At 36.7% G+C, this 14,227-nt stretch carries 11 protein-coding genes; 10 read left to right on the plus strand and 1 reads right to left on the minus strand.

What is annotated here, in order from left to right:
• The first annotated feature begins 263 nt into the window (after window positions 1-263).
• The 10 genes from ACQ4XT_RS08560 to ACQ4XT_RS08605 all read left to right on the plus strand — a co-directional run bounded on the left by ACQ4XT_RS08560 (window position 264) and on the right by ACQ4XT_RS08605 (window position 11,662).
• Window positions 264-1,244, plus strand: a complete 981-nt coding sequence (locus ACQ4XT_RS08560) for an ATP-grasp domain-containing protein (protein ID WP_446853317.1) — start codon at window positions 264-266, stop codon at window positions 1,242-1,244.
• A gap of 39 nt (window positions 1,245-1,283) precedes the next feature.
• The gene (locus ACQ4XT_RS08565) at window positions 1,284-2,486 is read left to right on the plus strand and encodes a glycosyltransferase family 4 protein (protein WP_446853318.1); all 1,203 of its coding nucleotides are present in this window, start codon (window positions 1,284-1,286) and stop codon (window positions 2,484-2,486) included.
• A 43-nt stretch (window positions 2,487-2,529) separates the two neighbouring features.
• Window positions 2,530-3,774 carry an O-antigen ligase family protein gene (locus ACQ4XT_RS08570; RefSeq protein WP_446853319.1) on the plus strand — a complete coding sequence of 415 codons (1,245 nt, stop codon included), beginning with the start codon at window positions 2,530-2,532 and terminating at the stop codon, window positions 3,772-3,774.
• Window positions 3,775-3,825: 51 nt separating this feature from the next.
• A complete protein-coding gene (locus ACQ4XT_RS08575; protein WP_446853320.1) occupies window positions 3,826-5,022 on the plus strand; it encodes an MATE family efflux transporter in 1,197 nt (398 codons plus the stop codon).
• A gap of 310 nt (window positions 5,023-5,332) precedes the next feature.
• Window positions 5,333-6,091 (plus strand): YveK family protein, encoded by a 759-nt coding sequence (locus ACQ4XT_RS08580; protein WP_446853321.1) that lies wholly within the window; start codon window positions 5,333-5,335, stop codon window positions 6,089-6,091.
• Window positions 6,063-6,758, plus strand: a complete 696-nt coding sequence (locus ACQ4XT_RS08585; RefSeq protein WP_446853322.1) for a CpsD/CapB family tyrosine-protein kinase — start codon at window positions 6,063-6,065, stop codon at window positions 6,756-6,758. Before ACQ4XT_RS08580 ends, ACQ4XT_RS08585 begins: the two co-directional genes overlap by 29 nt.
• A gap of 90 nt (window positions 6,759-6,848) precedes the next feature.
• Window positions 6,849-7,487, plus strand: coding sequence for a sugar transferase (locus ACQ4XT_RS08590; protein ID WP_446853323.1), 639 nt, complete (start codon window positions 6,849-6,851; stop codon window positions 7,485-7,487).
• A 21-nt stretch (window positions 7,488-7,508) separates the two neighbouring features.
• Window positions 7,509-8,570, plus strand: coding sequence for a lipid II:glycine glycyltransferase FemX (locus tag ACQ4XT_RS08595; protein WP_446853324.1), 1,062 nt, complete (start codon window positions 7,509-7,511; stop codon window positions 8,568-8,570).
• A 39-nt stretch (window positions 8,571-8,609) separates the two neighbouring features.
• Window positions 8,610-9,785 (plus strand): DegT/DnrJ/EryC1/StrS family aminotransferase, encoded by a 1,176-nt coding sequence (locus ACQ4XT_RS08600; RefSeq protein WP_446853325.1) that lies wholly within the window; start codon window positions 8,610-8,612, stop codon window positions 9,783-9,785.
• A 56-nt stretch (window positions 9,786-9,841) separates the two neighbouring features.
• The gene (locus ACQ4XT_RS08605; protein WP_446853326.1) at window positions 9,842-11,662 is read left to right on the plus strand and encodes a polysaccharide biosynthesis protein; all 1,821 of its coding nucleotides are present in this window, start codon (window positions 9,842-9,844) and stop codon (window positions 11,660-11,662) included.
• A 356-nt stretch (window positions 11,663-12,018) separates the two neighbouring features.
• On the opposite strand, the gene ACQ4XT_RS08610 is transcribed toward ACQ4XT_RS08605, so the two are convergent.
• The gene (locus ACQ4XT_RS08610) at window positions 12,019-14,049 is read right to left on the minus strand and encodes an acyltransferase family protein (protein WP_446853327.1); all 2,031 of its coding nucleotides are present in this window, start codon (window positions 14,047-14,049) and stop codon (window positions 12,019-12,021) included.
• Window positions 14,050-14,227 lie beyond the last annotated feature (178 nt).

Genomic DNA, 14,227 nt, shown 5'->3' on the forward strand with positions numbered 1-14,227 from the left:
GCAATAGGATATCATCTATACAGGAAAAATCAGTATTTTCTTTCTTTAAAAGAAAATGTAAGAAAACTGAAGATAATGAACAATTTTTCTTTTAAAGCAGTCATATTTTGCATTATATCGAACGATTTAGTAGTTTGCATTTTCTAATCAAGCAAGTATACTACCGTTAAGTTCTTTATAGTGAACGAAAGGCGATATGATAGATGTGCTTATTCTTTGTTGAGAACAACTGCCGTGTCTACTTCGATATGGAGGGGAAAGTTATGAGCGAATATAACATCTTATTGTTAAGTGCTGGAAGAAGAGTGGAATTGGTTCAAAGATTCCAAAGTGCCGCTCGAGATCTAAATATTAAAAGTAAAATTGTGACAGGGGATTGTTCTGATACCGCTCCTGCTATGTATTTCGCTGATCAAATGGTCAAGCTCCCTTCCATTCATTCAGAAGAGTATATAACTGCTATTATCAATGTTTGTATTCAAGAAGATATTTCCTTAGTTGTACCAACGATCGATTCAGACTTACTGGTCTTATCTTTAAGCAAAGATTTTATTGAGGAAAGTACCAAAGCAAAAGTCATGGTATCAGATCATGAAGTTGTAAAGATATGCAGAGATAAAATGGAGACTCAAAGATTCTTGGCTGAGAATCATTTTGGAGTTCCTAAATATTATTCAGAAGAAGAAATTATCAAAGGGGATATAAGCTTCCCTGCGTTCATTAAACCCAGATATGGGAGTTCTAGTGTCAATGCGTTTAAAGTATGCACGACGAATGAATTGAAACTTTATAAAGACATACTAGATGATCCTATTTTACAAGATTATATAGAAGGGGAAGAGTTTACTGTAGATGTATTTACAGATTTTGATGGGGCGATCATAACGATCGTGCCCAGGTTAAGGATGGCTATACGTGGTGGGGAAATATCAAAGGGAAAAATAATAAAAGACCCTGAAATTATAGAGAACATAAAGACTCTCGTTCATGTTCTAAAACCCATTGGCCACATTACCGTTCAATTAATGAAAACAACAGACGGTATAAAGTATATAGAAATCAATCCAAGGTTTGGTGGAGGAGCACCCATGAGTATTTTAAGTGGTGCAGATTCATGTACAAATTTATTTAAATTGTTAATGGGACAAAAGATAGAATATCACGAGAACTATAGAGAGAACCTTGTGTATTTAAGATTTGATAGCTGCATCTGTTTAGACGAAAACATGGAGCAGATCTTATGAACAAAGGGATGATTTTTTTATATATGGAGGTTAAATAAAATGAGAGACGTTCTAATTATTGCTCATTTTACTCAGGTGCCTGGGGAACACGCGAATGGCAGGTTCGATTATATTGCCGATATGATGGCAAGTGATGGGAACCAAGTTGAAATCATTACCACCAAGTTTTCTCACAGAGATAAAAGTCAACGTAAAGTAAGTCAAGAACAGTTAGATCAGTTGAATTACAACTTAACGATGCTGAAAGAAAGAGGCTACAAAAAGAATGTGTCATTAATGAGGTTTTATAGTCATCAAACGTTTAGTAAAAGTTTGAGCAGATACTTGAAAACCAGAAAAAAACCAGATGTCATCTACTGTGCGATCCCTTCACTGGATGCAGCGTATGTAGCAGCCAAATATGCGAGAAAGAATAAGGTTAGGTTTATCATTGATGTTCAAGATCTTTGGCCGGAAGCTTTTAAAATGGTTTTTGATATTCCAAAGATAAGTAATCTGACCTTCAAACCAATGAATAACAAGGCAGACTATATCTATAATGCTGCCGACGATATAGTAGCTGTTTCTGATACTTATTTAAAGAGAGCTCTTTCAGCGAATGAAAAACTGGAAAAAGGATTAAGCGTGTATTTAGGTACGGATTTATCCTATTTCGATGAGTGTGCGAGGAAGAACCCTATTGAGAAACCAGAAGATGAAATTTGGTTGGCTTATATTGGAACATTGGGTCATAGTTACGACTTAAGTTATGTTATTGATGCTCTAGCTATATTAAATGAAGAAAGGTTCCATAACATTAAATTTATTGTTATGGGGGATGGCCCAAAGCAGTCAGATTTTGAAAAGTATGCCGCACAAAAAAATGTGCATGTTCAGTTCACTGGAAGACTCAGCTATGAAAGTATGGTTGGTGTGTTGAATTGTTGTGACATTGCTATAAACCCGATTAAATCTAAATCAGCCGGCAGCATCATTAATAAAGTGGGTGATTATGCCGCAGCTGGGTTACCGACAATAAACACCCAAGAATCTCCGGAGTACAGAGCGCTTTTAACTACCTACAATGCAGGAGTCAATTGTGGAAATAAAAGTCCACATGATCTCGCGCATGCGATTAAAGGTTTATGTGAGAACAAAGATTTAAGAGAACAACTAGGTAAAAACAACAGGAAGTTAGCTGTAGAGAAGTTCGACAGAAAGTCTACGTATCCTCAAATCATATCTAAACTCATAGTGAATTAAAACGATTTTCAACAGAAAAGAACGGCTGGGGAGGGGGGATTTTGTGACCGCAATTCCTGCAGGTACTAACAAAATGGGATCTGTATTATATAGTTGCATCTTTATTTCTTTGCTGCCTGTTTTGTTTGTTTCTTCTTTTTACAGTGATTTAGCGGAGGGCATGGCCTTTAATCTAATCGTTGGAGCTGGATTCTTACTTCAAATCTTTTTAGTCGTGTACTTTTTTTCAACGGAAGGAAGCATTGAAACGAACAACTTCCTGTTAATCGTCGCTGTATTTTTTTCAATCTCACAAGGATTTACCTTGTATCTAGCGACAGTCTTAGGACAACCAGTGAACATATTTGATTATATTAATGTATTTGTGAGGTTCATAGCTTTACTAATCTTTGTGTGTATCCCTACCCAGTTCAATTTATCTAAAAAAAGCTTAAAACACTTTATGTTAATGATTGTAGTGTTTGGTTTAATTGCCTGCTTTTATAATGTCATTAGTAATTTCACCAGCTTATTAGCGATAACTACAATTACCAATTCCTATCAAGTAAATTTCCAATCTTTTTTTGTAAATAGAAACAGTTTCGCTCAATTTTTATTTTTTAGTATTATAGCGAATGCTCTTCTGTATTTTACTACCAAGAAAAAAATGTATCTATTATTTTTTTTTATTATTGGGTTCAATATACTTTTAACATTGTCAAGAACGGTGACGATGTCCGTTTTGATCTTTTTTACAGTGTTTTTGGTAATTCATTATCATCGTTATATCCTGACGCAGATCATTTTGCTTTTTAGTTTCATTTCAATCGCTACATTGTTTATTCTAAATAGTACTATGAGGAAAATGTTCCTGGATTTATTTGTTCGAGCCGATGCAGGGACCAGTGGACGAAGTGAAATCTGGAACACTGGGTTTGAAATGTTAAGTGGAATGAATTGGTTTTTCGGGATAGGGTACCTAACCAGTTCAAGTTTACTGGAAAAGATGGGTTATCCAAGCCAATTTCATAGTTTTTATATAGAAACCCTGGTAGGTGGGGGCATTATAGATTTACTGCTTCACTTCGTATTGTTTATATTTGTAATCCAAAGAGTCTTCACCATTTACAAAGGGGATCAAACTATAGGGTTAATCTATATGGCTGGTTACTTAGGGTTGATCTTTTACTGCTTTTTTGAAAGTGCATCTTTTTTTTCAATGGGATATGTAGATTCAATCTTTAGGATCTTCTTTATCACCATTCCCATCATGTATTCTAACAATTTTGACAAAAATATTGATTCTTGATTGATCATGGGTATTTTCTTTTCATGCGAGAAGATAAGAAACAAGAGGGGAGTGAAGATCATGATGCAGGGGATATTGAATAAATACAAAACCATAATATTCGAATTTGGATATAATATCTTCTCTTTTTCACTTCTTATCTTTGCTCAGCAACTATTTGCCCTCCCGATCATAGCCAGATTTTACGATTCTGATCAATTTGGAAAGATTGTATTAGCTTTTGGTATAAGTAATATTCTAACTTCTATGTTTGGTTTTAGTATAGGTAGTGCAAGGTTACTGGATGAAAAATATTATAACTATAATTATTTAAAAATATTTTATGTAAGCTGTCTTTTTATTAGTTTCATTAGTTTTGCGATTTACTATTTTATCATTGGTGGTTATTTAGACAGTTTGATTTACGTATTCATTTGCTTACTCGGAAGTATCAGATATTTCTATCTTGCTGAGTACCGTTTATTAGACTCTCATAGTTGGGTTCTTAAACAAAATGTATTCTATTTTATAGGAATCGTTTTAGGATTAGTATTTTTCCTCTTTTTTCAAAATTGGTTGTTCGTCTTCTTTATAGCAGAATTACTATCTGTTGTTATTACCAGCTATTCTCTTTATAAGGCTGATTTTTTTAAACTATTTAAAGATAGAAGTGATATTTCTTTAAGTAATGTTAATCAGTTGGTTATTAATAATGGCGCTTCATATTCTTTGATGTACTATGACAGGTTTATCATCTTCCCGATTCTAGGTGGTGCCAATGTTAGTATTTATTACTCCGCCGCCATATCGTCCAAAATAGGTGGGTTGATTTTTAACCCTCTTTCCAATTTCATACTTGGCAAACTTTCTCCCAAAAATAGTGGGAACAAAGTGAAAATTCATAGGTATTTGTATGGTTCGATTGTGGTGATTATGTTTTATTTTACTGTAAGTATAATCACAACTCCTATACTTGTGAGGATCTTATATCCTGATTTCCTTTCAAAGATAGAGAGTGTTTTTATCCCGATTTGTTTAGGGGCCGCAATAATGGGCGGGGTAAATATCCTTAAGCCACTATTAATGAGACAACTAAGTGTGAAATTGTATAATGAATTATTTTATATTTATGGTATAACTTTAGTGTTTCTTTCCATTGTATTGTGCTTTAAATATAAACTATTAGGTGTAGCCATTGCGAATACTTTTTCAAGCACACTATTCTTCATCTTGGTTTTTTGGAAGTTGTACAGAAGTGAAAAAAAGTAATTGTAAGAAAATGAAAGAAATAAGACGGTATTTGATGAGAATTGTCTATATCCTAAATAATAGAGTATATCTGGGGATTTGTTCTCAATGAAGAACTTCAATATACTAAAACTAGTATAATGTCAAGGCGTTGTTTCTTTAACAGAATGATCTGAAGGTGAAAGATTATTTTGTAAAGGATCAGATGGAGCACATGGGTATAGTGAATGTTGGAAGGGTTATAGTCTTTTTGAATATTTTTTTATAGTTGGATTCTTTATATAGAACGATTTGATTGAGATCAAATACTAAGAAAAGGTGGTTACTAAAGTTGGAACAATCACTAAGAGATGTACTGTACTTACTTAAAAAGAACCTAGGGTTAATCATTTTTACAACGGTAATTTTCATCTTAGCTACCGGTGTCATTAGTTACTACATCGTCCAACCAACTTATACAGCAACCTCACAATTTATTGTTAATTCAAAACCAGACCAGAACTCCATGCAATATAGCGTGAACGATATTCAAACGAACGTAGAGTTAATTAACACATATAACGTCGTTATCAAAAGTCCAGCCATTCTCGACAATGTAAGATCTGAATTGAATCTTTCCCAGACCCCGGAAGAATTAAGTAATCGACTAGATGTTTCAAATGCAGAAAATTCACAAGTTGTTGCAGTGACTGTTACAGGCCACAGCCAAGAAGAAGCTGCAAAAATCGCAAACAAAACGGTAGACGTATTCAAAAGTGAAATAACAAAATTAATGAATGTGGACAATGTGCATGTATTATCACCTGCCCGAATAGAGAATGACCCTACCCCCACAAATCTTAACCCAGTGCTGCAAATGGTCATTGGTTCATTTTTAGGTCTTGGGTTTGGGATTGGTCTCACACTAATAAAAGAATACATGAATCGCACCATTAGGACACGTAAAGATTTGGAAATCAACATAGATATTCCTGTCGTCGGTGTAATTTCAACTATTAAAAATAAAAAAATGAAGGAAGATATAAGTAATGTTGGAGCTGACAGGAGAGGAGATAAAATAAATGTTAAAGAGAAGAAAAGGATTGGTTGATAAAAATTATGCGTTAATCACAAACTTTGATTCCCACTCTCCCATGGTTGAACAATACAGAGCCGTACGTACGGATTTGCAAATTGCATCGAATTACAAGGAAATCAATAAAATTATGGTAACATCTGCTAATGCATCGGAAGGAAAATCTCTAACAGTTTCTAACTTGAGCATTTCATTCGCCCAACAAGGAAAAAAAGTTTTGTTAATAGATTGTGATCTGCGCATTCCATCTCTACACTATACCTTTCGTTTGGACAATAGAATGGGCTTGAGCAATGCATTATTAAATAATTCAACCTGGCCACAAGATTTACACATTCAACCGAGTAAGGTCACAGGATTGGATATTCTTCCGTCTGGCCCGATCCCAAGTAATCCAGCAGAATTAATTGGTTCAGATCGAATGAAAAAACTACTTGATGAATGCTTGAAGCATTATGATTTGATCATGCTTGATACCCCACCTTTATTAGCAGTGACGGATGCCCAAATTTTAGGGCAGATGTGTAACGGGGCTCTATTAGTTGCAAGAAGTAAAAAAGTAAAAGTGGATTCTATTCAAAAAGCAGTTGAACTCTTGAAACCATGTAATTTAACATACTTTGGGTCTGTCTTGAATGATGTGAAAAATAGTCAAGCTGATTATTATTCTTATGGAATGTAAAAACAAAGGCGCCGCTTTAATAAAACTTTACTACCCTTACGTTCTTTATTGAGAACTAATGAGCCACTAGAGTCAAAAGGAGATGGAAGAATGAAGCGTACCATTGATTTAATGATAAGTACATTTCTTTTAGTTTTACTTTCCATAATAATCATCTTCACTGCACTACTAATAAAATGGAAACTTGGTTCTCCAGTCATCTACACTCAGCAAAGGATTGGTCATAATGAGAAACCTTTCACTATCTATAAGTTTCGGACCATGACTAATGAAACCGATGATAAAGGAAAGTTGTTATCCAATGAAGCAAGGATGACTAAATTGGGTGGGTGGATTAGAAAACTGAGCCTTGATGAAATTCCTCAATTAATTAATGTCTTAAAAGGAGATATGAGTCTCGTAGGTCCACGTCCACTATTACCAATTTACTTACCTTATTATACAACTGAGGAATCAAGACGACATGAAGTGAGGCCTGGTATAACGGGGCTGGCTCAAGTTGAAGGTAGGAATTATGTGAACTGGGAAAATCGGTTTGCTTTGGATGTTTACTATGTAGCACACCGATCTTTTTGGATGGACATTCAAATATTAGTGAAAACGGTTGTGAAAGTGTTAAAAAGGGCTGATATCGAAGACTTCCCTGGGCAAAGTCTTCAGAGGTTGGATGTAGAGCGCAGGGAGAGGCCCCTCGAAGAAGAGAATGTATGTCGGGAATCACACATTTGATCCGGGAGTAGGGAGGGCAAAATGAAGTTTCATGTATATCACACAAAAGATAAAGAAATATGGCATAACTACTTAAACAAACTACAGTGTAAAGATATTTATTTTACACCGGAATATTTAGAAGTCTGTGAAAGAAACGGAGAAGGTAAAGCGACTCTTGTTATATATGAAGAAAATGGAGATGTAGTCTATTATCCTTTTTTGATAAGAAAGTTAAGTAATGTACCACATTTAAAAGAAAAAATAAACGATTTGGGAGAGCTGTACGATATCACTACTCCATATGGCTATGGAGGGCCAATATCCAATGTAGATGGTATCGTAACCAATCAACCAATATTTAAGAATTTTTCAAAACGCTTACGTGATTTTTGTCGGTCTAACAATATTGTTACGGAGTTTGTTAGATTTCATCCATTGATAAAAAACCACTTCATTTATCCAGACGCACAACCAACAGAGATACGTAACACCATTCATATAGATTTAACTAAAGATTTGGATACGATCTGGAGTAATTACTCAAAAAATAATCGTAATACAATACGAAAGGCCAATAAAATAGGACTGCAAGTCATTCACAAACCATTGGGTGATCGTAATAATTTCTTGAAACATTACTACGCTACCATGGATAAAAACAATGCCGGGAATTATTATTACTTCTCAGAAGATTACTTTGAGGATCATGCACGTTTACTGGGGGAAAATGCTGAGATCCTCGAAGTTTCATTTGAAGAGAAAATCATATTTTCAGGAATATTTATGAGTTATGGAGATTTCACACATTATCACCTTGCAGGGTCAGATCAGGACTATCTCAAATTTTATCCAAACAATTTTGTGCTCGATTACGCGATTAGGTGGGCTAAAAATAACGGAAGAAAACACCTTCATTTAGGAGGCGGCCACAAAGATAATGACAATTTATATCGCTTTAAAAAGCGATTCAATAAGCAGGGCGATTCTCCTTTTCTTGTAGGAAAAAGGGTTCATAGTGAGGAGATATACTTCAAGTTAAATCAGAATGTATCCAATATGGATAATTTCTTTCCATTGTATCGATCTCCATCATTCAGTTAGATAGTTATTTATTCTAGAGGATTAAGAGGAGGAGTAATTATGGAAAAGCAGCTCAAAAGAATTCACTTATCTGCCCCTCATATGACAGGTATGGAAGAAGCCTATATTCACAAAGCATTTGAGTCCAATTGGATTGCTCCCTTAGGTCCAAATGTTGATGCGTTTGAAGAAGAGGTGGCCTCCTATTTAGGTGTTAAAAGCGCCCTTGCCGTTAGTTCCGGAACCGCAGCCATTCATTTAGCGTTACGTTTACTAGATATTAAACCGAATGATACTGTTTTCTGCTCCACATTTACATTTGTAGCTTCAGCTAATCCTATCCTTTATGAAAAAGGTGTTCCAGTATTTATAGATTCTGATACCGAAACCTGGAACATGTCTCCTATCGCTTTAAAGAAGGCATTTAAAACTGCGGTGAGGGAGCGGCGGTTGCCTAAAGCAGTCATTGTGGTTAACCTGTATGGTCAGAGTGCGCAGATGGACGAAATTGTATCGATTTGTGATCATTACGGGGTTCCGATCATTGAGGATGCTGCAGAATCACTTGGAGCCCTTTATAAAGGTAGAAAAAGCGGTACGATCGGTAAATTTGGTGTATTTTCTTTTAATGGAAATAAAATTATCTCGACCTCTGGTGGAGGGATGCTTGTATCTAATGATGAGAAAGCTATTCACAAAGCGAAATTCCTTGCTACTCAAGCTAAGGAAACCGCACCGTTTTATCAACATCAGGAGGCCGGATATAACTATCGAATGAGTAACATCCTTGCTGGAATTGGTCTAGCGCAGATAAAGGTTCTTGAGAAGAGGGTACAACAAAAAAGAGAAATATATAACCGTTATTTTAATGCATTGAATGGGTTGGAAGGACTGACATTTATGCCTGAATATCATGAAGGAAGGCATACTCGGTGGTTAACCACATTATTACTAAATAAAAATAGCCAGATAAGCCCATTGTCTATAGTAAATGCCTTAAATGATGAAGGTATTGAAGCGCGACTGCTCTGGAAGCCTATGCACTTGCAACCGCTATTTAGAAACAATTCATTCTTCACCCATGACAGAAAAGGAAGTGTAGCAGAAGGTCTATTTGAGAGAGGAATTTGTTTACCTTCAGGTACAGGGATGGCAACAGAAGACCAGTTCCGGGTGATCGAATCTCTTAAGCTGCACATAGGTCTGGAGCCCCTGGCTAAAGTGGCAAGGGTTTGAAAATCCACTGTTAAGTTCGTTATAAAGAACCAGAGGAGTAGGATAGGAGGATTAAAATGAGTAGACAAAAACGTTTGCTGTACTTCGGGGTCTTGGATTCGTTGATTATCTTTACATCAATCTATATTAGTGTATGGATTATGTTCCCGTCTTCCTCTCTTTTTACAGGTCGACTGTTTATCCTTTCTGCTAGCTTGGTGATAGGGCATGTGTTTTTTGCTCATTATTATAAAATTTACAAACGAGCATGGGAATATGCAAGTGTAGAAGAAGTGATCCTACTTGTGAAGTCCATTACTTTTTCTATATTGGCAGCGGGAACGTTTCAATTTATCCTTTCTAATGAATTGTATTATAGAGTATTAACTTCTACATGGATGATTCAAATAATACTGATTATCGGTTCAAGATATTCTCTTCGGCTGATCCGTGAAAGAACGAAGTTTAATCAATCGGTAGTCAAAGGTAAAAGAACCCTGATTATAGGCGCAGGAAAAGCAGGCTCTTTAGTTGTAAGTCAAATTAAAAGAAAAGAGGGCTGTGAATTAAACCCTGTTGCTTTTTTAGATGATGATATACGAAAGCATGATCTCCATATTCTCTCGGTACCAGTAGTCGGTGGTTTAGATCATCTACAAGAAAAAGTCCTGGATCTCGAAATAGAAAGAATCATCATAGCGATCCCTTCCCTCAGCAAGAAAAAGCTGGATAGTATATATAGGGAGTGTAAGAAGACTAGAGTTGAAGTGCAGATGGTCCCGATGTTCGAAGATTTAGTTACTGGAAAGCTTGAAATAAATGATATGAAAAAAGTAAACATCAATCATTTGTTGGGGAGAGAACCAGTAGACTTAGATACATTATCCATGAAACGATTTATTAAAGGTAATACAATTCTGGTAACTGGAGCGGGCGGGTCTATCGGTTCAGAAATTTGTAGACAAATCTCTCAATTTAATCCCGCTAAGATTGTACTGTTAGGGCATGGGGAAAACAGTATTTATTCTATCCATAGAGAATTGCAAGAAAGTTTCGGTGATCATGTGCACTATGTAACTGAAATAGCAGATATAAAAGATAGACATCGAATGATGGCAGTAATGGGAGAACACCAGCCACAAATTGTCATCCATGCAGCAGCTCATAAGCACGTTCCTTTAATGGAGAACTACCCGTTTGAAGCCGTTGCAAATAATGTCTTTGGAACTCGTAATGTAGCTGAAGCTGCTGACACTATGGGAGTAGATACATTTATCATGATTTCCTCGGATAAAGCGGTCAATCCTACTAGTGTTATGGGATCGACCAAGAGAATTGCCGAAATGATAGTACAAGATTTAAATAAGAAGAGTCCCACTCGTTTCGTTGCTGTACGATTTGGCAATGTACTCGGAAGCAGGGGCAGTGTTCTTCCTTTATTTATGGATCAGATAAAACGTGGTGGACCGCTTACTGTCACTGATGAAAATATGACTCGCTATTTCATGACTATTCCGGAAGCCTCAAGACTAGTTCTGCAGGCAGGAGCATTAGCGGAAGGAGGAGAAATCTTCGTTCTGGATATGGGTGAACCAGTAAAAATCATTGATCTTGCTAAGAATTTAATTCATTTATCTGGTTTTACGGAAAAAGAAATAGGGATCAAAGTCACAGGTATAAGACCAGGGGAAAAGCTCTATGAGGAATTGTTATGTGATAAAGAAATTCAAGAAAGGAAAGTTCATCCACGTATTTATATTGGTAAAACGATGGAATTTGAAATAGAGAAGGTTTTATTAGAGGTTGAAGATCTATCGATGAGAGATAAAGAGTATGTAAGGGAAGTGCTTCTAAGTATCGCAAACCCAACACGGTCTGCATTCGCAGCTGCGCGTTAATTAATTTTTATATTTCCCCTCTTTTCATTCTTCACGAACATATTAATCAAAAGTATGAGAATGTAACATTCTAAGTCGTCGCTGGATATCTATACACTTACTGATTATCACCATTGCCGTATAAACTTCAGGTATTTGCTCATATTATTATCCCAAAACTTCGGATTATCTGTAAGAGCAAAATAGGGTAAAAAAAGAAGGCCGTAAAACTACGGCCTTCTTTTTTAACTTACAACCCTATTGATATATTACTTGTCTCCAAATATTCCTCATTTCCATGGTGACAGCCTTCACGACCTAAGCCTCTCTGTTTAAACCCAACAAAATAAACTTTGGAAAATGATAAATATATCAAACTACTTCGTAGAAGAGTACTGCTTTTTATCTTCATAAAAATAGTTCAGTGCACCAGTTACTTTTTCTCCAACAAAAGGAGTCAACGTTTCCGCATAAGTTCTCGTCAAGTGGTGCCCATCCTGATAAACCAATACATTTCCGATGATCGGTTTACAGACATCCTCTTCACAGAATTTATCCGTCAAATCCGCATAGTACACATTATCCAACTCAAGGTTTTCAATGTCGTCTGATAAATCCTCAAGATCATTCTCCGTCGTACATTCCTTGGAATTAGCGCCATGCTCATCGATACAAGTAGGAATATCAAATTCAGCTCTTGGATTGTCTTTTAAAGCAAACACGTTGATATCATGTTTCCCAAGCTCTTCCCATTGATCCACATAACCTTCAGGAATTCCTTCCCACTCTGTAGCATCGGCGGTTGTGTAAACCAGGTCAGGTTTTTTCTCAATCAATTCGTCCATGACACTATCATTCCACTCTGCGCATGTTTTTTGATCGAGTTCTGTCGTCAATAAATAAGATTCGCTTGAAAACCTGCAGGCACTACGTGTATAGTTCAGAATTTTGATGTTCTCTTCATTTGCATAAGCTTCTAATGGAGCCAACCAGTGGGCACTATGGGAGCCTCCGACTAAGGCGATTGTATAATCCGGGTTGTCGACTTTTCCATATTCACACAGAATGACTTCTGCCTCTTCCATCCCTTGGTGACACCCATCATCATAACTTTTCGGTGTTTCTTCTTTTGCCTGTAAAACACTAGGTGCGAAAGGTTCATCTGAATGGAATTCATCGTCAGATGCCATCACTAAGGCACCGGGATAATCATTGCTATTCGATATTTCCACACTGGCCGAGGCGAATTGTGCATCTTTCACGTACCAGGACCAGGATCCATTCAGAATCACAACTGGAACAGCAATAGCCACTAGGATAAATGCTAGCTTTGGTTTTGACTGGATTTTTTTATTTCTGATTGGCTTTTCAAATAGGTTCGTAGTCGCGTAGGACAACACGACGGCCAACCCGATAATTAATAAACCGTGGGTGATGGGAACCGTGTCATTTCCGATGATGTTGAAATATAAGATGAGTAACGGCCAATGCCATAGGTAGAAACCGTATGAAATTCCACCGAACCGAACCAACGGTTTCGCACTTAACAGCTGGTGTACTCCAAGTTTCCCACCACTATTCCCAGCAATCAAGATCAACACCGCTGACAGAACCGGCCAGAGAGCCGCATATCCAGGGAACACAGTCGACACTTGTAGGAGCAAACCACAGCTTACGAGTCCGATCAAACCCAACCAGCCAATGACTAGATTCGTAGATTTATTCAAGGAGATATTGGCAATGACCAGAGAGAGGATGCCCCCCACTGCAAATTCCCAAGCCCTAGCGAATGTATCAAAATAAGCCCACGGCTGATTTACTGAAGTTTTATAGACGGAATAGCTGATGGACACGGCAAAGATCACAATGAACGTATAGAACAAAGAGTTTCTAGTTTTCATGTTGAACTTCTTTGCGATCGCTATGGATGTGAGCAATACTAAGGTCCAAATAATATAAAACTGAAACTGGGTACTCATGGCCCAGAAATGCTGGACTGGGCTGGCGACGTTATTTTGCGCTAAATAATCCACCGAGTTGCTGGCCAGCTGCCAATTCTCGAAATAGACCAAAGAAGCGGCGACTTCCTGAATAATTGATGACCATTGAGACTGAGGTAAGAAATAAAAACTAGTAATAATGACAAAGATTAGTACGGAGAAGGCTATTGGAAACAACCTTTTTCCCAGTTTTAGCAGAAATCCAAATACATCTACTTTCCCTGTTCTTTCAAACATATTTAAAAGAGAGATCGTTATTAAAAATCCGGATACAACGAAGAATACATCGACGCCACCTGATACGTTACCTAACCAGATATGGTAAACAGCGACTAAAATGGCAGCAACCGCCCGTAATCCTTCTATTTCCGGCCTGAATTTTCTTTTCTTTTCTTTATATAGATTCATATAAAGCCTCCGTTTTATGTTCAATACCGTTACACATTTTACCATAGAACGTGGGTCGGATGTTATCCCTCATTGAGGTTTTTATCTTCGTCAGTTTCTATAAAAAAGAAGAAGAGGGAGGCATGATCGCTTCCCTCTTCTTCTTTAATTCATTATGTAGCTTTTGATGGTTCAGGGT

Source organism: Halobacillus sp. 12SKB (genome assembly GCF_052941655.1).

Bases quoted from the DNA above. Each gene is read 5' to 3' on its own strand.
- ACQ4XT_RS08560 (WP_446853317.1), top strand. From the start codon at position 264: ATGAGCGAATATAACATCTTATTGTTAAGTGCTGGAAGAAGAGTGGAA.
- ACQ4XT_RS08565 (WP_446853318.1), top strand. From the start codon at position 1,284: ATGAGAGACGTTCTAATTATTGCTCATTTTACTCAGGTGCCTGGGGAA.
- ACQ4XT_RS08585 (WP_446853322.1), top strand. From the start codon at position 6,063: ATGTTAAAGAGAAGAAAAGGATTGGTTGATAAAAATTATGCGTTAATC.
- ACQ4XT_RS08590 (WP_446853323.1), top strand. From the start codon at position 6,849: ATGAAGCGTACCATTGATTTAATGATAAGTACATTTCTTTTAGTTTTA.
- ACQ4XT_RS08595 (WP_446853324.1), top strand. From the start codon at position 7,509: ATGAAGTTTCATGTATATCACACAAAAGATAAAGAAATATGGCATAAC.
- ACQ4XT_RS08600 (WP_446853325.1), top strand. From the start codon at position 8,610: ATGGAAAAGCAGCTCAAAAGAATTCACTTATCTGCCCCTCATATGACA.
- ACQ4XT_RS08605 (WP_446853326.1), top strand. From the start codon at position 9,842: ATGAGTAGACAAAAACGTTTGCTGTACTTCGGGGTCTTGGATTCGTTG.
- ACQ4XT_RS08610 (WP_446853327.1), bottom strand. From the start codon at position 14,049: ATGAATCTATATAAAGAAAAGAAAAGAAAATTCAGGCCGGAAATAGAA.